This is a genomic window from Pseudomonas sp. PL-6 (assembly GCF_054110165.1).
In genome coordinates, this window is the sequence record NZ_CM134189.1 from 3,482,642 (window position 1) to 3,501,984 (window position 19,343).

Genomic DNA, 19,343 nt, shown 5'->3' on the forward strand with positions numbered 1-19,343 from the left:
GGCCCGAAGATGCCTCGCGAAATCCAGGAAAGCCGTCACCGCGGTCTTCGCTACCTGCTGCTGGCACTGGGCTGGCTGTGCGTGGCGCTGGGGGTGATCGGCATCTTCCTGCCGGTGCTGCCGACCACCCCCTTCCTGCTGCTGGCCGCCGCCTGCTTCGTGCGCAGCTCACGGCGTTTCTACATCTGGCTGGTCACCCACCCGCGTCTGGGGCCCTGGATTCGCGACTACCTCGACGGCCAGGGCATTCCGCTCAAGGGCAAGGTCTACGCGCTGGTGCTGATGTGGGCGAGCATCGCCCTGTCCTGCTACCTGGTGCCCCTGCCCTGGGCACGCACCTTCATGCTGACCAGCGCTGTGCTGGTCAGCCTGTACATCCTCAAGCAGAAGACCCTGCCCAATCCCTGACGCCAGGCTGTTCTGACGCCCCTGCGCCCCGGCGTAGCCCGGATGCAATCCGGGAGGCCGTTCCCCCGGATTGCATCCGGGCTGCAGTCTGAATTTCGTCCCGGCCACGGGGCAAATCGCCAGCGCGTCGCCTAGACTTCAGCCGATCGAAGCGGAGATGCAGCCCCATGCGGCCACGGCAGCGCATTCAGGGATGGCAACGGCGTCTGCTGATCCTCTGGGTCGGCGGCGGGCTGTTGGCCGGCCTGGCCCTGGCCAACTGGGACTTCGCCCTGGTTCTGCGCAACGCCGAGAACCGCTACGGCAGCCTCGGCGCCGCCAAGCAGCGCATCCTCGACTGGGACGCGCTGATCAAGAGCAGCGCCGCACTGTCCGAGGCGGACAAGCTCGGCGAGGTCAACCGCTTCTTCAACCGCACCATCCGCTTCACCGACGACATCCGCCTGTGGCAGCAGAACGACTACTGGGCCACCCCCGTCGAGATGCTGGTCAAGGGCGCTGGCGATTGCGAGGACTACTCCATCGCCAAGTACTTCACCCTGCGCCGCCTCGGCATTCCCAGCGAGAAGCTGCGCATCACCTACGTCAAGGCACTGAACTACAACCAGGCGCACATGGTGCTGACCTACTACGCCAGCCCCACCGCCGAGCCGCTGGTGCTGGACAACCTGATCAACGACATCCGCCCTGCCTCGCAGCGCAAGGACCTGCTGCCGGTCTACGCCTTCAACGCCGAAGGCCTCTACCTCGCCGGTTCCAATACCCGCAAGAGCGACACCAAGAAGCTCTCGCGCTGGCAGGACATCCTGAAAAAAATGCGTGCGGAGGGCTTCGCCATCGGCGATGGCTAGGAGGAAAGATCCATGTCCCTACTCAAGCAGCTGTTTCTCGCCATCTGCCTGTTCCTGGTGGTGGCCTTCACCGGCAGCTTCATCGCCGGGGTTGAGAGCTCGCGCGAACAGTTGATCAGCCAGCTGCGCTCGCACGCCCAGGACGCCGCCACGGCGCTGGGCCTGTCGATGACGCCGCACGTGGACGACCCGGCGATGATCGAGCTGATGGTCAGCTCGATCTTCGACAGCGGCTACTTCGCCAGCATCCGCGTGGTGCGCATCGCCGACGACAGTCTGGTGGTGGAACGGCGCACCACCGTCACCCCGGAGAACGTGCCGCGCTGGTTCGTCGAGCTGGTCGACCTGCGCCCGCAGGGCGGCGATGCGCTGATCATGCGCGGCTGGGAACAGGCCGCGCGGGTCGAGGTGCTCAGCCATCCGCAGTTCGCCCTGGCCAAGCTGTGGGACAGCGCGCTGGGCAGCCTGCTCTGGCTGCTGCTGTGCGGCCTGGTCAGCGCGGTGCTCGGCGGCTGGCTGCTGCGCACCCAGCTGCGCCCGCTGGACAACATGGTGCAGCAGGCGCAGGCCATCAGCCGCCGCGAGTTCCTCACCCTGCCCCGCGTGCCCCGCACCCCGGAACTCAAGCGGGTGGTGCTGGCGATGAACCAGATGGTCGACAAGCTCAAGACGCTGTTCGCCGAAGAAGCCGCGCGCAGCGAGAAGCTGCGCGAGGAGGCCTACCAGGACAGCCTCACCGGCCTGGCCAACCGCCGCCAGTTCGACATCCGCCTGAGCAATCAGTTGGTGGTCAGCGAGCAGCATGCCGACGGCTACCTGCTGCTGCTGCGAGTCAACGACCTCGGCGGCCTCAACCAGCGTCTCGGCGGCCAGCGCACCGACGCCCTGATCGGCGCCCTCGGCGAGCTGCTCAAGCGCCTGCTGGAGGCTCCGGGGCGCAGCGAGTGGCTGGCCGCGCGCAGCCGGGGCGGCGAATTCACCCTGCTCGCCCCGGGTCTGAGCGGCGAGGACGCCGACCAGTTGGCCATCGAACTCAGCCAGGGCCTGGACAACCTGCGCCAGACCGGTGCCAGCGATTGCGATCCGGTCGCGCATATCGGTATCGCCGCGTTTCGCCCGGGCGAGGAACCCGGCACGGTGCTCGGCCGCGCCGACCAGGCGCTGGCCCAGGCGCAGAGCAATGCGGACAAATGCTGGGAACGCCTCGACGACTTCACCGCGCAGAGCGGCCAGGGCCTGCACGACTGGCGCAGCTGGATCGACGATGCGCTGAACAAGGGCAAGCTGCAGCTATATTTCCAGCCGGTGGTCGAGTGCGCCGCGCGCGAGCGCCTGCTGCAACGCAAGGTGCTGGCGCGCCTGCTCGACCCGCTGGGCGAGGCCATCGCCGCCGGGCGCTTCCTGCCCTGGATCGAGCGCCTAGGCTGGGCCGCGCGCTTCGACCTGGCGATGCTCGAACACAGCTTCGCCCACCTGGCGCTACACCCCGAGCCGCTGGCCCTGAGCCTGTCCGCCGCGACCCTGCGCGATGCGCCGAGCAAGGCCAAGCTGCTGGCCATGCTCAAGAGCCACCCCGAGGCGGCGCAGCTGATGACCCTGGAGGTGGACGAGCGTCACCTGCCACCGCCGGCAGAGCTGGAAGCCCTGAGCCAGAGCGTGCGCGAGGTCGGCTTCAGCCTGGGCCTGCAGCACTTCGGCGGCCGCTTCAGCCTGATCGGCAACCTCACCCACCTCGGCCTGGCCTACCTGAAGATCGACGGCACCTACATCCGCGCCATCGACCAGGAAAGCGACAAGCGCCTGTTCATCGAGGCGATCTTCCGCGCCACCAACAGCATCGATTTGCCGCTGATCGCCGAGATGGTGGAAACCGAGGGGGAATTGCGCGTGCTCGAGGAGCTCGGCGTGCATGGCGCCATGGGCCGCCTGATCGGTGCACCGGCGCCCTGGCAGTAGACTCCCAGGCTATCCGCCAGCGCCGGGTGGCGAAGGTAGGGACTCACGGCCCGGACGCAATCCGGGCAGGTCAGCGGGGCTCCCCGATATCCTCGGGCTGCATCCGGGCCGGACTCACACCAGATTGTGTTCGTCGTCGCCGAGCAGGCCGCTCAGGCCCTCGATCTCGGCTCGCGCGATGGCACGCTGGTCGAGCTTCTGCCGCGCCGCTTCGGGCAGGTCGGTGTAGCGGATCACGCCGCGCTCGACCAGCACGCTGACCACGTCTTCCAGCACGCGCACCAGCTCCAGGTCGGACTGCTTGAGGCTGTCCAGACGCGCCTTGACCTCTTCCTTGGCCGCCAACCAGGTCTGCAGCTCGTCGCTCTCGACCGCCAGGTTTTCCGTCATTCCCTCGAAGGGCTCGTATTCGACCCGCAGCAACCGCCCCGCAGCGTCGCGCTGTACATAGACCATGCCTGCTCTCTCCTGGCCAAAAAAACCCGCTACCTGCAAAGGTAGCGGGTCGAACGTACAAGCGCAGGTCAGACGGTATCTACATTTAACGTGCCGTCGTTAAGCATGGCCAGGATCACGCTACCGGTGTCGCCGCCGGCACCGTAGCCGCCGACGCCGCTCGCGCCGAGCAGATTGACGTCCTGCAGCACGATGGTCTGGTCCGGATTGGTGAAGTCGCCGGTTCCGCTGGTGCTGACCTTGATCGTGGTATCCAGAGCTGCGCCACCGACCCCGCCAAGGGCGCTGGAGGTGATCTCCAGATAGTTCAACAGGTTGCCGATATCGCCGACAGTGCCGTGCTCCCCGATCAGCAGGTCGGAAAGATCCAGCCGATCGCCATTGCTCGCACCGTTGAAGTTGCGGGTGAAGTTGAGCAGGGTATCGGTGCCACCATCGGCATCGCCGTTGAGCCAGAGGAAGGTGTCCTTGCCATCGCTGTTGCTAGCCGAGCCGCCGCTCATGGTGTCATTGCCGCGGCCGCCGATCAGCACATCGTTGCCACCGCCACCATAAAGGCCGTCATTGCCCAGCAACCCGCTGAGGACGTTGTTCTGCCCACCTCCAGCCAGCGTGTCGCCATGCTGGGAACCGATGAGGTTCTCGATGCTGCTCAGTACATCTCCCGCGGCGCCCCCGCCGACATTACTGCCGCCACTGGCATTGCCCGAGTTGTTGAGCGTGACGCTGACCCCGCTGGATGCATCGATGTAGCTGGCGGTGTCGTTGCCGCTCCCGCCATTCAGCTCGTCACCGCCGGCACCGCCGACCAGGATGTCGTTACCCTCGCCGCCATTGAGCGTGTCATCACCGCCATTGCCGATGAGGATATCGTCGCCGCTGTTGCCATTGAGGGTACTGCCGCTGTTGCCGTCGATGAGTATCTCGTCGAGGAAGCTCCCGTTCAGCGGACCGCCGCCGTCCACATCGACGACCGTGACCTTGGCATTGGCACTCTGGCCGCCGGCCTGGCTTTGGTAGACGAAGGACTCGCCGTCGTTAGCCGCCGAAATCGAGGTCGAGGCACTGGCCCGCGTTGCCGTCAGACCTGCCACCGAGACGATGCTGGTGATGGCCTGGATCGAGCTGTTGGGGCCGCTGTCGTTGGCCAGCAAGGCCCAGTCCGGGATATCGAAACTGCCGCTGCGCGAGACCACGAAGTCATCGCGCGCTACCATCGGGCCATCGGCCGGATCGACCGTGATGGTCAAGGTCGCCAGGTTGCTGAGGTCGCCATCTTTGTCGACCAGGACGAAGCCGACCTGCTGGCTCATGCCACTGCCGACATTCGCCGCGGAGACATAGGTGTATTCGCCGCTGGCCATGTTGACCGTCAACATGGCACCGGCAGCCAGCGCCAGGCTCAGCATCATGCCATTGACCGTGCTGCCGTCCGACCCGGTAATGGTTGGGTTGGGACCAAAATTGAAGGTGTAGGTCACGCCATTGACCACCACCGACTTGACCCGCCCGCCATCGGCGCCGAAGCCATTGACGCCATCGGTGAGGCTACCGCTGATCGGCGTCGACTGCGCGGTCTGCACCAGCACGCTCTCCAGATCGGCGAAATCGTTCACGGCAATGGCGTTGGCGTTGCTGGCGCTCGTGCCGTCGTAGGCAATCGGGTCAAGCTGGTCGTTGTTGCTGAAATTGCCGGGCGGGTTGTCGTTGACCTCTGCCGCCGGCCCCATGCCCAGGGCATAGGACTTGACCTTGTTGGCATTGAGGAAGTTGACCCAGGTGGCTTCCTCGCTGGCATTGATACCCGCACTGCCGCTCGGCTGATTGGGGATACCGTCGGAGAGGAAGTACGAGACGTTCTGCAACGGCTCGCCCGGATTATCGAGCAGCGTCAGTTTGCCTGCCGAGGCCCAAGCGGAAATCGCAGTGCTCAGCGCCGCATCGTAGTTGGTCGTAGCACTGTCGGGCGATTCCGGGAAACCGATCACCGCGGCCTTGGCCTGATCCACCGTCAGCCACAGGGTGCCGAAGGCGGAGGCGGAATTGGCGAACGTCACCAACCGCACCTTCACCTCGCCCATTGCCTCGTACTGCTCAAGCAGCTCGAGCACCGCCAACTTCGAGGCCTCCAGGCGCGACAGCCCACCAAAGTCAGCCGGGTCATTCATGCTGCCGGACACATCCAGCACGATCAGCAGGTTGGTGTTGACGTCGCCCGATGCCTCGCGGCTCTGACTGAGGTCCTGCGCCAGCGGCGAATCGTCGTCCACGGAAATTTCCAAGACGCCCTGCGCCGTCGAACCATTGCCATCGACCATCTCGTAGTCGAACTGGAAGTTCAGGTTGTTCTCCACGCTTCCGGAGAGGGGCGCGGCATGATCCAGCGGCTTGAACAGCTGGAACTGGAAGGCCCCGGTGGCCGGGTTGGTGAGCGTGACGGTAAAGACCGGCTGCCCGCCACCCACGATCTGCGCGGTCAGCACCTGACCATTGGGGCTGACCTGGTATTCGACGGCCTGGCCGCCGGAGGTGATGGTGGGCAGCCCGTCGGGCAGCCAGGTGAAGCTGCCGAAACCATCGTTGCCGTAGTCGTAGCCGAGGCTGCCGCTGGCCGTTGTCGCGGCGCCGTCGTCGTCCTCGACGCCGCCGATGATGCCGCCGGCCAGGCCCTCTTCGTCGACCAGGTCGAAGACATAGCCGCCGGAGGGCACGTCGTCGACAAAGCAGACGTCCAGCTGGGTGCTGACCACGTCGTTATCGCCATCGACGACATCGACCTGGAACGAAAGATCCAGATCAGGCGGCAGGAACTGCTGTTCCAGCGTGATTTCCTGGATGCGATAGTCGCCAGCGTTGGAGCCGAAGGTCAGCTTGATGAAGCCGCCGGACAGCGCGGCCGCAGTGCCGGTGGTGAACGCCGAATCGGCCAGATTGAAGCCGAACTGCGAACTCTCCGAACCCTGGCCGTTGTACGTACCGGCTGCCACCAGGTTGTTGCTGCCGTCGTAGGCCTGCCAGTACAGCTGATCGCCGGACGACAACTTCTGCACATCCACCACGGCCGAGTAGACCGTGGCACTGAAGGCCATATGCAGCTGTTCGCCCACGTCGATCAGGTTGTTGCCGCCGACGCCGACGCCCTGATTGGAGGGATTGACCAGGCCGTTGCCGGTTAGCGTGACCGACAAGCCCTCGCCGCTCTGTACCAAGAAAGACGGCTGCGGCTGGCCGGCCTCGATGGCCTGCAGATCGAAGTCCGCGGTGGTCACCGGGCGCGCATTGACGATGGTCAGCTCGTAGTTGTTGCCATTGCCAAGCGCATTGGGGTCGTCATAGACGGTGAGGACGAAGAACACCTCGCCACTGGCATCGCCCACCGTAGCGGTCAGCGTGGATACCCCGCCCTGCTTGACCACGGTGTAGAACAGCCCGTCAGCGGTCGGGCCGGCATTGGCGGAGAGATCGAAACCACCGCCGTCGCTGCCATAGTCGGCCTGGATGACGCCCTGGGTACTGAACCCATCGACCTCCTCGATTTCGGCGCAGTCCGGCGGCGTGACGCTGGGGCCGTCGTCCTCGAAGACGATCTTCCCGCCGATGCCCACCTTGGAGGTGGCCACGTCGTTGTCGCCATCGGTGACCTTCAGCACCGCCTCGATCTTGCCGGCCAGGTCGACCGATTCGTCATAGTCGTTCGGCGAGGTCGGGTGTTTCAGCGAGTCGTACTGCGCCACCGTGACCTTACCGGCCGCATCGATGCTCACCGCGAAGATCACGGTGCCGCTGGCACCGCCTACCCGGCCGGTGATGCTGCCGTCGCTTTCCTGGTGCAGGGTGATCGGCTGGCCGCTGGTGGTCATCAGCCCGGAGTTGGCATCCACCACGCTCAGGCTCAGTTGCACCGTCGCGCCTTCGTCATCGGAGCCGACATCGGCGGTGACCACGTTGACCAGGTTGCCGCTGGTCAAGCCAATCGGCGTGCCGTAGCCCCCCGGGAACGGGTTGCCGGACACGTCATCGTCCGCCGCCGCATTGCCATCCAGCGGATCGACGCCGAGCGACTCGTCCAGGGTCAGTTTGACCTGGCCGTTCAGGGCGAGTTTGGCGATTGGACCGTCGTCGTCAAAGCCCAGGATCGAGCCCTGGCCATCGGCCAACACTATCTTTTTCGTCGCTGTGACCGAGTCACCATCGCCATCGACCCGGGTCACGCTGTACTGCAGCCCCAGGCTCGCGCCCTGGCCGGTCAGCAACAGATCCAGCTGCTCGTCGAACGCCGTATTGTCCCCATGCCTGATGGACTCATACAGCGTGGTCTGCAGTTGCGCACCACTGCCGGTATCGACGATTGCCAAACGGAACACTACATCGCCGTCGGCGTCGACGCCGATCACATCCGCACCATCCATTTCCAGGTGGATGGCGCTGCCGCTGGTGGAAAACAGGTTGGTCGTCAGCGAAGCACCCGAGGCGATGCCGACAAAGCTCAGGCTGCCGCTCAAGCTGGATTCGCCATCGGCGCCAGCACTGCCGGTGACGCTGAACAGGCTTACCAACCCGCCATTGCCGACGTTGGTGGTGACACGCCCCAGGTAATCGTCAGGCGCGACCGGATCGTCGGTGTTGCCATCGGCCGTCTCGCCCGGAGCGGCACGCTCGGCACCGACGGTTTCGTCCAGATTCATCGACAACTGCCTGGCGGCATTGGGGCCTACGAGGTCAATGTTCAGCGTGGGCACATCGTCCTGCACGTTGATCACGAACAGGCCGCCGGCACCCTGCGGAATCTCCAGGGGGTCACCGTCGCCATCGGTGATTTTCAGCAACTGGGTAAAGTCGATGCCAAAGGCCCCGCCCGACGACCACAGCTCGTTGTCGTCACCATTTTGCAACGGATGGTCGATCGGCCCCTGCAGGGTGAAGGTGAAGTCGCCGTCGGCCTCCACCACCAGGCTGAACACCGGATAGCCGCCCGCTGCCGTAGCCGTCAGCGTGGTGCTGACCAGGTTGCCGGCGCCGTCGAACTGCTCGGTCACCAGGTAAATCAGTGGCTCGCCACCGGAGGTCAGGCCCTGGGCGTTCAACAAGTCCGCGGCAGCGCCCGAATCGACCAGGCTGAAGTCGCCAGGGCCATCGGCGCCGAAGGCCACCAGCGCAGCCAGGCTGGTCGCGCCCAGCGCGGTGCTGACCACCAGTGTCTGGCTGCCCGCATCGGGGTTGCCCTGATGGGGGTTGGTCAACTTGTCCTCATGCACCGTGCCGCCCACCGGCGCCGGGGTCTTGATCGTCCAAGTGGCCTGGATATTCACGTCGTTGTAGTCGTTGTCGCTGTCGCCGTTGTTGACGTCCTCCCAGTTCTGGTTGCCGGGCGCGACATTGTCCTGCACATGGGTCTTGCTCGCCGGGTTGAGCGCAGGGTTGTCGAACAGCACCTGGGCGCCGCCAGCGCCATTGAGTGGCAGGCCGGCGGCAACGGCCTGCCACTGGCCATCGACGAACTGGAAGCTGACCTCGGTGCCGTCGGGCACAACGTTGAAGGCGCCGTTGGGAATGATGAAGAAGCCGATGGAGTCGGGGTCCAGCCCGTGCAGGCTGATGGAGGCGCCGATCTCCAGGAAGGTGGTGTTGCCCCACACCAGCACGCCGCTGACGGGCGTGCCGTCGGCCCCCTTGATGTAGTAGCCGTAGCTGTTGAGGAAGCTGGCATCGCCGCCCTTGTAGGTCAGGGTCAGGCAGTGATCGAGGCCGCCTTCCACCAGCGCAGGCACATCGTCCTCGACATTGACGACGAACAGCCCGCCAGCCCCTGCCGGCATCTGCAGCGGGTCGCCATCACCATCGGTGGCGGTGATCAACTGGGTAAAGTCGATGCCAAAGCCCTCTGCAGACGCCCACAACTCGTCATCATCGCCATCCTGAACCGGGTGATCGATGGGCCCTTGCAGCTCGAAGCTGAAATCACCGTTGGCCTGCACCACCAGGGTGAATACCGGGTAGCCGCCGGCTGCGGTTGCCGTCAGGGTGGTGCTGAGCAGGTTGCCATCGGGGTCGTAGGCCTCGGTCACCTCGTACACCAGCGGCTCGCCACCCGAGGTCAGGTTCTGGCCACTGGCACCCAACAGGGCTTCGGCCGTCGCCTCATTCACCAGACCGAAACTACCCGGGCCGTCGGCGCCGAAGGCCACCAAAGCGGCCAGGCTGCCCGCACCGCCCGCGGTGCTGATGCTCAGTGTCTGGCTGCCGCCTTCGGCATTGCCGGTATGCGGATTGCTCAGCAGATCCTCGTGAACGGTGCCGCCCACCGCCGGTTGCTGCGGGTTGGGCTCATTGATGGTCGGCACGTCGTCTTCGATATTGATGACGAACAACCCTTGCGCCTCGGCCAGTCCGTTCAGCGGGTCGCCGTCGCCATCGGTCGCGGTGATCAACTGGGTAAAGTCGATACCCATACCGACAACCGAGACGAACAATTCGCCGTCGTCACCATCCGCCTCGGGATGATCGATGGGCCCTTGCAGCTCGAAGCTGAAATCACCGTTGGCCTGCACCACCAGGGTGAATACCGGGTAGCCGCCGGCTGCGGTCGCCGTCAGGGTGGTGCTGAGCAGGTTGCCATCGAGGTCGTAGGCCTCGGTCACCTCGTACACCAGCGGCTCGCCGCCCGAGGTCAGGTTCTGGCCACCGGCACCCAACAGGGCTTCGGCCGTCACCTCATTCACCAGACCGAAACTACCCGGGCCGTCGGCGCCGAAGGCCACCAAAGCGGCCAAGCTGCCCGCACCGCCCGCGGTGCTGATGCTCAGTGTCTGGCTGCCGCCTTCGGCATTGCCGGTATGCGGATTGCTCAGCAGATCCTCGTGAACGGTGCCGCCCACCGCCGGTTGCTGCGGGTTGGGCTCATTGAGGGTCGGCACGTCGTCTTCGACGTCGATGACGAAGCTGCCAGCGTCGAAACCGGCAGCCAGCGGGTCGCCGTCGCCGTCGGTGGCCACCAGCAGGCCGGAGAAGTCCAGCGCCAGGCTGTTGTCACCCAGGGTTTCCGAGTCGACGCCATCGGCCTCCGGATGATCCAACGGGCCCTGCAGGGTAAACAGGTAGCTGCCGTCCGGATTGACCAGCAGGGTAAACACCGGGGCGCCGCCCTCGCCGGCGGTCGCGGTCAGGGTGCTGCCGTCAGCCGAGACGGCGTAGAACAGCTCGACGCCACCCGAAGTCAGGTTCAGGTCCTGCAGGCCGATCAGCGCACCCGGGTCGATGCTCAGCTGGAAGCCGCCACGGCCATCGGCGCCGAAGTTCACCAGCGCATCCAGAGCGCCGGGCTCGCCGCTGAGCGTCAGCGTCTGGCCGCCACCCTCGGAGTTGCCGTTGCCCAGGGCATCTTCATGCACCAGGCCGCCCACGCTCGGCCGCTCGCCCGGGGCGCCGACCAGTACCGGTACGTCGTCCTCGATGTCGATGACGAAGCTGCCGGCATCGAAACCGTCAGCCAACGGGTCGCCGTCGCCGTCGGTGGCCACCAGCAGGCCGGAGAAGTCCAGCGCCAGGCTGCTGTCACCCAGGGTTTCCGAGTCGACGCCATCGGCCTCCGGATGATCCAGCGGGCCTTGCAGGGTGAACAGGTAGCTGCCGTCCGGATTGACCAGCAGGGTAAACACCGGGGCGCCGCCCTCGCCGGCGGTCGCGGTCAGGGTGCTGCCGTCAGCCGAGACGGCGTAGAACAGCTCGACGCCGCCCGAAGTCAGGTTCAGGTCCTGCAGGCCGATCAGCGCACCCGGGTCGATGCTCAGCTGGAAGCCGCCACGGCCATCGGCGCCGAAGTTCACCAGCGCATCCAGAGCGCCGGGCCCGCCGCTGAGCGTCAGCGTCTGGCCGCCGCCTTCGGAGTTGCCGTTGCTCAGCGCATCTTCATGCACCAGACCGCCCACGGTGGGCCGTTCGCCCGGTGCGCCGACCAGTACCGGCACGTCGTCTTCGACGTCGATGACGAAGCTGCCGGCGTCGAAACCACCCGCCACGGCGTCGCCATCAAAATCGGTCGCTTGCAGAATTCCGGAGAAATCCAGCGCCAGGCTGTTATCGCCCAGGGTTTCCGAGTCGACGCCGTCGGCCTCCGGATGATCCAGCGGCCCCTGCAGGGTGAACAGGTAGCTGCCGTCCGGGTTCACTACCAGGGTGAAAACCGGATTACCGCCCGCCGTGGCAACCAGAGTCGTGCCGTCGGCGGAAACCGAATAGGTCAGCGCCACGCCGTCCGAGGTCAGGCCCAGGGCGATCAGGCTGTCGAGCGCTTCGGCGCTGCCGTTGAGGGAGAAACTGCCGCGGCCATCGGCACCGAAATTGACCAGCGCATCCAGAGCGCCGGGCCCACCGCTGAGCGTAAGGGTCTGGCCGCCGCCTTCGGAGTTGCCGTTGCTCAGCGCGTCTTCGTGCACCAGGCCGCCAACGCTCGGGCGTTCGCCCGGTACGCCCTGCAGTTCCGGGGTGTCGTCGTCGACGCCCAGCGTCAGGCTGCCCAGCGCCGTGTTGCCGGCACCGTCGGTGATGCTGTAGCCGAACAGAAAGAACAGGTCGTTCTCGTCGCTGCCGCCGGGTTCCGGCGCGGCATGGTCGAGCGGAGCGAACAGGCTGAACTGGTAGGTGCCGGCCGCCAGGTCGGTGAGCTGCAGGGTGAATACCAGGGTTTCGCCGGCAAAGGCGCTGAGGGTCAGGCCATCGGCGCTGACGCTGTAAGTCAGCGAAACACCCTGCGAGCTGATCCCCAGCGCCGCCAGCCCTTCGCTGCTCCAGGCGAAGCTGCCGATGCCATTGGGGCCGAAGCTGTAGCCCAGGGTGCCGGTGACCACCGTGTCTTCGCCGGCCAGATCGTTCGGGCCACCGACAATCCCACCCGGTAGCCCCTCCTCGTCCACCGCATTGCTGGCCTCACCGGCCACGGGCAGCCCCTCGACCAGTTGAGGCGCGATATCCGGATCGACGATCGGTTCGCCATCGGGGAATTCGGGGCCGGTGCTGAGCCCTTCGGTGGGGAAACCTATTACCGGGTCGAGCGCGCCGCCGACTTCACTGAGCAGCACGAAGGAGTGACCGCCACCGGCGCCGCCTGCACCGCCACCCGCACCTGGGCCGGCGGCGGTGGCTTCGCCTTCGAGGGTCGGGTCGACGCCGGCCTCGATCGCCGCCTGCAGTTGCTCGACGTCGGTCAGGTCGCTGTCGCTGGGAACGGGAGGCGCTGCATCGGCCGTAGGAGCCTGCGAGGTAGGACTGGAGGCGAGCATCTGCTCGTCTAGCGTCAAACTACTGTCGCGCCCCAGGGTCAGTTGCTGACCGTTGCTCAGGGCTACCGCGATGGCGCCAGAGGCGCCGGTCAGGAGCTGCTCGCCCGCATAGACCCGATCGCCTTCACTGAGTGGCCGGCGCGATCCATCGCTCGCTACCGCAAAAACCTCGCCGACAACCTGACTGACGACACCAATTAGAGTAGCCATGATTCCATCCTCACTACAGCTGCCGACCACCGTCGACACGTATTGCCAAAGGGGCCAGGACACCTTTTCGAGCGTGAGGTGAGATCAAATCAGCTGACTGAAATGGAACGGCGCAAAAACCCTAAAACGCTACTGACAAAAAAATGTCACTACAGCCCGCGTCGAACTACTCCATCAGATGAATCCCCGCCCTGCCGGTGCTTGACCGTCTGTTTTAGCCACGCAAGCCATAGAAAGGCACGAAATACGCAGCTTCTAGGGTCAAACAATGTGCTGCTTTTCACAGAGAACATAAGACTTTTTCCGCATAAGGCTTGTGAAAAATTCTTCTTAGCTTCTCCAAAAGTTGTTCTTAGCTGTGATGTTACAAGCCTGAAACGGTTTATCAGGCAAAAAAGCCATTTTTCTGGCGACAGGATAAGAACATTCTTAAGGAGATACGCCAATGCGCACACTCAACCCCCTATGGAGCGCCATGCTATTGGCGGTTGCCTGCAGCCAGGCGCAAGCCATGAATCTGTCGGAAGCGATCCAGAGCACCCTGGACAACCACCCGGAAATTCATGCGGCTGCCAACAGTCGCCTTTCGTCGGATGAGGATGTGAAGTTCGCCAAGGGCGGCTATCTGCCGACCGTCGACCTGCTGGTCGGCTACGGCCGCGAACAGACCGACAGCCCCAGCACCCGCGCGCTGGGCGATCACAACAAGGAAACCCTGAATTACCGCGATGCCGAGCTGCGCCTGCGGCAGATGCTGTTCGACGGTTTCAACACGCCCAACGAGGTGGCCCGCACCGAGGCGGTGGTCAACTCCCGCGCCTATCGCCTGCTCGGCACGTCCGAGAGCCTGGCCCTGCGCACGGTGGAGGTGTACCTGGATGTGCTGATGCGCCGCGAGATGGTCGAACTGGCCCGCAACAACCTGCAGGCCCACCAGCGCATCCACGACCAGATCGGCCTGCGCAGCCAGCAGGGCGTCGGCAGCACCGCCGACCTCGATCAGTCCGAGGCCCGTCTGGCCCTGGCGCAGAACAACCTCTACACCGAGCAGGTCAACCTGGCCGACGCCGAGGCCAACTTCTTCAGCGCCGTCGGCCGCCTGCCTGATCAGCTCGAATCGCCCGCCACCATCCGCGGCAACATGCCGGCCGACCTGCTGGCCGCGCGGCAGACGGTGATGGACAACAACCCCTTCCTGAAGTCGGCGCAAGCCGACGTGAACGCCGCCGAGAAGCAGTATGAAGTGGCCAAGGCGCCCTTCTACCCGCGTCTGGACCTGGAGCTGGCGACCACCGCCGACGACAACGTGCAAGGCGACGAAGGGCACTACAACACCTGGCGCGCCGCCGTGGTGATGAACTACAACCTATTCAACGGCATGCGCGACAAGGCCCGCCTGCAATCGGCCGCGCACCAGATCAACGAGTCCATGGACATCCGCAACAACGCCTTGCGGGTGCTCAACGAGAACCTCTCGCTGGCCTGGAACGCCATGGAAAACGCCCGCCTGCAAACGCCCAAGGCCCGCGACTACGCGGACTACACGGCGCGGGTGCGCGAGGCCTACCAGCAGCAGTTCAGCCTGGGCCAACGCACCCTGCTCGACCTGCTCGACAGCGAGAACGAACTGTTCACCGCCAACCGCCGCTACAGCGAGGTACGCTTCGGCGAAGAGTTCTCGATGTACCGGGTGATTGCCGCAATGGGTGATCTGCTGCGTCAGCAACAGGTCGTAGTCCCGGCAGAAGCTGTAGCCCTCACCGAGGTGAAGAGCGAGGCGCGCCTGCCGGAAATGAAGTAGTCCCGGCGCAGGAGTAGTAGAACTTGACCACCATGGAACGGCCAGGGCCTGCCAGCGATCCGCGGCTCAGCCACGACGATCCGCTGCTCGACAGCCTGTTGATCCTCTGCCGGCTGCACGGCTGCTCGGTCAGTCGCGGCAGCCTGAGCGCCGGCCTGCCCCTGCCCGAGCAGCGCCTGACCGCCGATCTGCTGCCGCGTGCCGCCGCGCGTGCCGGGCTGCAGGGGCGCCTGCTGTTTCGCGACCTGGCCAGCATCTCCGCACTCAACCTGCCGGTGCTGCTGCTGCTCAAGGATGGCCGCAGCGCCGTGCTGCGCCAATGGGGAGCGAACGGCCAGGCGCAGATCCTGCCGTGCGAGGCCGATGGCGGCGAACAGTGGGTCGCACGCGAGCAACTGGCCGCCGAGTACAGCGGCCAGGCCTTCTTCGCCCGCCCGCGGCACGAGCTGGAGGAGGCACGCACGCCGCTGGTGCCGCGCCTCGAAGCCTGGTTCCGCGACACCCTCAAGCTGTCGCGCTGGCTCTACGCCGATGCGCTGCTGGCAAGCCTGCTGATCAACCTGCTGGGCCTGATGGTGCCGCTGTTCGTCATGCAGACCTACGACCGCGTGGTGCCCAACCAGGCCACCGCCACGCTCTGGGTGCTGGCCGTCGGCCTGCTCATCGGCACCGGCTTCGAGTTGCTGCTCAAGGTGCTGCGCGCGCACCTGCTCGATACCGCCGGCAAGAAGACCGACGTGGTGCTCTCGGCCACCCTGTTCGAGCGCATCACCGGCATGGCGATGAAGGCCCGCCCGGCGAGCGTCGGCGGCTTCGCCCAGAGCATCCACGACTTCCAGGGCCTGCGCGACTTTCTCACCGCGGTGACCCTGACCAGCCTGATCGACCTGCCCTTCTCCTTCCTGATGATCCTGGTGATCTGGCTGATCGGCGACTGGCTGGTGCTGATCCCGCTGCTGGCCTTCCCGCTCACCGCGCTGTTCGCCTTCATCATCCAGATGCGCCTGCGCGACACCGTGGAGAAGAGCCTGCAACTGGCCTCGCAGCGCCAGGCGTTGCTGATCGAAACCCTCGGCGGCCTGGAAACCCTCAAGGCCTGCGGCGCCGAGAGCGAACGCCAGCACCAGTGGGAAAAGACCCACGGCGCCCTCACCCGCCTGGACAGCCACGCGCGCTTCCTCTCGGCGCTGGCCACCAACGGCACCCTGTTCCTCCAGCAGTTCGCCGGCATGGCCACCATAGTCGCCGGGGTCTACGCGATCATCGCCGGCAACCTCAGCGTCGGCGCCCTGGTCGCCTGCTACATGCTCGGCAGCCGCATCCTCGCCCCGCTGGGGCAGATCGCCGGGCTGATCACCCGCTACCAGCAGGCGCGCCTGACCATGACCAGCACCGACGCGCTGATGGCCCTGCCGCAGGAGCGCCAGGACAAGCAGCGGCCGCTGGAGCGCACCCAGCTCAAGGGCGCCCTGGACATCCGCCAGGTCAGCTTCCGCTACCCGGGGCAGAGCGCCCCGGCGTTGAGCAACGTCAGCCTGCACCTGGCCGCCGGCGAACACCTCGGCATCATCGGCCGCAGCGGCTCGGGCAAGAGCACCCTGGCGCGCCTGATCATGGCCTTCTACAGCGCCGACGAGGGGCAGATCCTGCTGGACAACCTCGACCTGCGCCAGCTCGACGTCGCCGATCTGCGCCACCAGATCGGCTACGTCGCCCACGACCTGCCGCTGCTGGCCGGCAGCCTGCGCGACAACCTGACCCTCGGTGCACGCTACGTCAGTGACGCGCGCATGCTCGAAGTGGCCGAACTGACCGGGGTGATCGACCTGGCCCGGCAGCACCCGCAAGGCTTCGACCGCCCGGTGGGCGAGCGCGGCCAGCTGCTCTCCGGCGGACAGCGCCAGGCCGTGCTGCTGGCCCGCGCGCTGCTGCTCGACCCGCCGATCCTGGTGCTCGACGAACCCACCAGCGCCATGGACAACACCAGCGAGGACCTGCTGCGCCAGCGTCTGCACAAATGGGTGCAGGGCAAGACCCTGATCCTCATCACCCACCGCGCTTCGATGCTCAGCCTGGTCGACCGCCTGGCCGTGCTGGACAACGGCCACGTGGTCGCCGACGGACCGAAGGACGCGGTGATCGAAGCACTGCGCAAGGGCCGCGTCGGCCCCTCGCCGAGCTAGGAGGCGAGCATGGAACACAGCCTGCGCGACTATTTCGGCAGCCTGCGCCAGCGGCGCCAGGACACCGAGTTCATGCCCGAGGTGGAAGGCGCCATCCTCGAGGATTCGCCCTGGCTGACCCGCGCCACCGTCTGGGCGGTCAGCGCCTGCCTGCTCGCCGCGCTGCTCTGGGCGCATTTCGCGGTGCTCGAGGAGGTCACCACCGGCGAGGGCAAGGCGATTCCCTCGAGCAAGGTGCAGGTGATCCAGAACCTCGAAGGCGGCATCGTCAGCGAGATCTTCGTGCGCGAGGGCCAGGTGGTGAACAAGGGCGACGTGCTGCTGCGCCTGGACGACACCCGCTTCCTCTCCAACCGCGGCGAGACCGAAGCCGACCGCCTGGCGCTGATCGCCCGCCTCGAACGCCTCAGCGCCGAGGCCGAGGGCCGCGAACCGCAGCTGCCCGAGGAGATCACCCGCGATGCACCGCAGCTGGCCGAAGACCAGCTGGCGCTGTACCACTCGCGCCAGCAGCGCCTGAAAAGCGAGCAGCGCACCCTCGGCGAACAGCTGCGGCAGAAGGAGCAAGAGCTGGCCGAATTCCGCTCCAAGGCCCAGCAGTACCGTTCCAGCCTCGGCCTGCTGCAGCAGGAGCTGAACATGTCGCAGCCGCTGGTAGCCTCCGGGGCGATTTCCGAGGTCGAGGTGCTGCGTCTGCGCCGCAGCGTGGTAGAGGTGCGCGGCTCGCTGGAGGCGACCAACCTGGCCATTCCCCGCGCCGAGGCGGCTATGAGCGAGATCAAGAGCAAGATGGAGGAGTCCGAGCTGAGCTTCCGCGCCGAGGCGTTCAAGGAGCTCAACGAGCTGCGCACCGAACTGCAGAAGATCACCGCCACCAGCGTCGCCATCCAGGACAAGGTCACTCGCACTACCGTCGTGTCGCCGGTGCGCGGGGTGATCAAGCAGCTCAAGGTCAACACCATCGGCGGCGTGGTGCAGCCGGGCAACGACATGCTGGAGATCGTGCCGCTGGACGACAGCCTGCTGATCGAGGCCAAGGTGCGCCCGCAGGACGTGGCCTTCCTGCATCCCGGGCAGAAGGCCATGGTCAAGTTCAGCGCCTACGACTACACCATCTACGGCGGGCTCAAGGCCAACCTGGAGCTGATCAGCGCCGACACCATCACCGACGAGGAAGGCAACAGCTTCTACCTGATCCAGGTGCGCACCGACAAGAGCCACCTGGGCAGCGAGGACAATCCGCTGCTGATCATCCCCGGCATGGTCGCCACGGTGGATATCATCACCGGCGAGAAGAGCGTGCTGGCCTACCTGCTCAAGCCGGTGCTCAAGGCCCGCTCCGAGGCCATGCGCGAGCGTTGATCACAGCTACGCCCGGAACCCCGTAGAGCCCGCCCAGTCCTTGCCGGCGATGCCTTGCGATTTCCGGGGTGGTGACGTATGGCTGGCAAGCCCGCTCCTGCAGGCAGCGAGTGCCTGCTGGGTTCCCGCCACGCAGCGCCTACGGCTGGCGGCCGCCCTGCCCGTGATTGCGGCGAAAGGTCTCCTCGCCCATCGCCGCGATCTGCCCCTCGATCAGCGCTTCGAACGGCCGCAGCAGCGCCGCGAAGCTGCACGGGGCCTCCAGCACATCCAGCGCCGTGGCGATCGCCTCGATGGTTGACAGCGCCCCCTCGGCCGGCGCCTTGCGCAGGCGGTAGCGCGATTGCGCCCCGGCCGGCAGGGCGACCCGCGGCAAGCTCGCCAGCGCCGGATTCAGGTGCAGCAGCTTGCGCGCCTTGCGCCAGGTACCGTCGGGCACCACCAGCAACAGCGGCAGCTCGCCCTGCGTTTGGGCGGTCAGTTCGACGGCCTCCTCGCCAGGGAACAGCAGGCAGGCGCGGTAGCCCGGTTGCGCCAGGAGCTGCGGCAATTCTTCGAAGGTCTCGCCCACCCGCAGCTCGGCGTTGCGCAGGCCCAGGGCGGCCAGCCGCGCAGTATTCAGGGCGTGCGCGGTTTCGCTGGGGTGCTGCAGGATCAGCAGGCGGGTGCGGCTATCGAGTGCGGGGATCAGCGCACACAGGCAATGGCCGAGCGGGCGCAGGCAGCGGGGGCAGGTCGGACGAGGCATGCCGCGCAGTGTGCCACGAAGCGCGGCGCCAGGCAGCACAGGCGCCTAGCCCGGATGCAATTCGGGGAAGAGTCGGCGGGTTGCACCCGGGCT

General features: G+C 66.0%; 9 protein-coding genes. 6 read left to right on the forward strand and 3 right to left on the reverse strand.

The window, feature by feature from the left end; translation table 11 throughout:
• Nucleotides 1-9 precede the first annotated feature (9 nt).
• The 3 genes from ACW9UL_RS14810 to lapD all read left to right on the forward strand — a co-directional run bounded on the left by ACW9UL_RS14810 (nucleotide 10) and on the right by lapD (nucleotide 3,215).
• Nucleotides 10-408 carry a YbaN family protein gene (locus ACW9UL_RS14810; protein WP_397496882.1) on the forward strand — a complete coding sequence of 133 codons (399 nt, stop codon included), beginning with the start codon at nucleotides 10-12 and terminating at the stop codon, nucleotides 406-408.
• A gap of 167 nt (nucleotides 409-575) precedes the next feature.
• Nucleotides 576-1,259, forward strand: coding sequence for a cysteine protease LapG (gene lapG, locus ACW9UL_RS14815; RefSeq protein WP_457787471.1), 684 nt, complete (start codon nucleotides 576-578; stop codon nucleotides 1,257-1,259).
• A gap of 12 nt (nucleotides 1,260-1,271) precedes the next feature.
• A complete protein-coding gene (lapD, locus tag ACW9UL_RS14820; RefSeq protein WP_457787472.1) occupies nucleotides 1,272-3,215 on the forward strand; it encodes a cyclic di-GMP receptor LapD in 1,944 nt (647 codons plus the stop codon).
• A 114-nt stretch (nucleotides 3,216-3,329) separates the two neighbouring features.
• Here lapD and ACW9UL_RS14825 read toward each other — a convergent pair whose 3' ends face one another.
• Together ACW9UL_RS14825 and ACW9UL_RS14830 are read right to left on the reverse strand one after the other, a co-directional pair.
• Nucleotides 3,330-3,671: a tryptophan synthase subunit beta gene (locus tag ACW9UL_RS14825; RefSeq protein ID WP_084341476.1), complete on the reverse strand. Its 342-nt coding sequence runs from the start codon at nucleotides 3,669-3,671 to the stop codon at nucleotides 3,330-3,332.
• A 68-nt stretch (nucleotides 3,672-3,739) separates the two neighbouring features.
• Nucleotides 3,740-13,219: a retention module-containing protein gene (locus ACW9UL_RS14830; RefSeq protein ID WP_457787473.1), complete on the reverse strand. Its 9,480-nt coding sequence runs from the start codon at nucleotides 13,217-13,219 to the stop codon at nucleotides 3,740-3,742.
• Nucleotides 13,220-13,601: 382 nt separating this feature from the next.
• Between ACW9UL_RS14830 and ACW9UL_RS14835 the strand changes: the two genes are divergently transcribed.
• Genes ACW9UL_RS14835 through ACW9UL_RS14845 form a run of 3 tightly spaced genes read left to right on the forward strand, consistent with a single transcriptional unit; the run spans nucleotide 13,602 to nucleotide 18,502 of the window.
• Nucleotides 13,602-14,957, forward strand: a complete 1,356-nt coding sequence (locus tag ACW9UL_RS14835; RefSeq protein WP_457787474.1) for a TolC family outer membrane protein — start codon at nucleotides 13,602-13,604, stop codon at nucleotides 14,955-14,957.
• A gap of 32 nt (nucleotides 14,958-14,989) precedes the next feature.
• Nucleotides 14,990-17,140, forward strand: coding sequence for a type I secretion system permease/ATPase (locus ACW9UL_RS14840; protein ID WP_457790969.1), 2,151 nt, complete (start codon nucleotides 14,990-14,992; stop codon nucleotides 17,138-17,140).
• A gap of 9 nt (nucleotides 17,141-17,149) precedes the next feature.
• Nucleotides 17,150-18,502 carry an HlyD family type I secretion periplasmic adaptor subunit gene (locus ACW9UL_RS14845; protein WP_457787475.1) on the forward strand — a complete coding sequence of 451 codons (1,353 nt, stop codon included), beginning with the start codon at nucleotides 17,150-17,152 and terminating at the stop codon, nucleotides 18,500-18,502.
• Nucleotides 18,503-18,641: 139 nt separating this feature from the next.
• Here ACW9UL_RS14845 and ACW9UL_RS14850 read toward each other — a convergent pair whose 3' ends face one another.
• Entirely contained in the window at nucleotides 18,642-19,250 is a 609-nt protein-coding gene (locus tag ACW9UL_RS14850; RefSeq protein ID WP_457787476.1) for a tRNA-uridine aminocarboxypropyltransferase, read from the reverse strand.
• Nucleotides 19,251-19,343 lie beyond the last annotated feature (93 nt).

What these genes read in the sequence shown, in the direction of transcription:
- ACW9UL_RS14810 (WP_397496882.1), top strand. Translation starts at nt 10, where the DNA reads ATGCCTCGCGAAATCCAGGAAAGCCGTCACCGCGGTCTTCGCTACCTG.
- lapG (WP_457787471.1), top strand. Translation starts at nt 576, where the DNA reads ATGCGGCCACGGCAGCGCATTCAGGGATGGCAACGGCGTCTGCTGATC.
- lapD (WP_457787472.1), top strand. Translation starts at nt 1,272, where the DNA reads ATGTCCCTACTCAAGCAGCTGTTTCTCGCCATCTGCCTGTTCCTGGTG.
- ACW9UL_RS14825 (WP_084341476.1), bottom strand. Translation starts at nt 3,671, where the DNA reads ATGGTCTATGTACAGCGCGACGCTGCGGGGCGGTTGCTGCGGGTCGAA.
- ACW9UL_RS14835 (WP_457787474.1), top strand. Translation starts at nt 13,602, where the DNA reads ATGCGCACACTCAACCCCCTATGGAGCGCCATGCTATTGGCGGTTGCC.
- ACW9UL_RS14840 (WP_457790969.1), top strand. Translation starts at nt 14,990, where the DNA reads ATGGAACGGCCAGGGCCTGCCAGCGATCCGCGGCTCAGCCACGACGAT.
- ACW9UL_RS14845 (WP_457787475.1), top strand. Translation starts at nt 17,150, where the DNA reads ATGGAACACAGCCTGCGCGACTATTTCGGCAGCCTGCGCCAGCGGCGC.
- ACW9UL_RS14850 (WP_457787476.1), bottom strand. Translation starts at nt 19,250, where the DNA reads ATGCCTCGTCCGACCTGCCCCCGCTGCCTGCGCCCGCTCGGCCATTGC.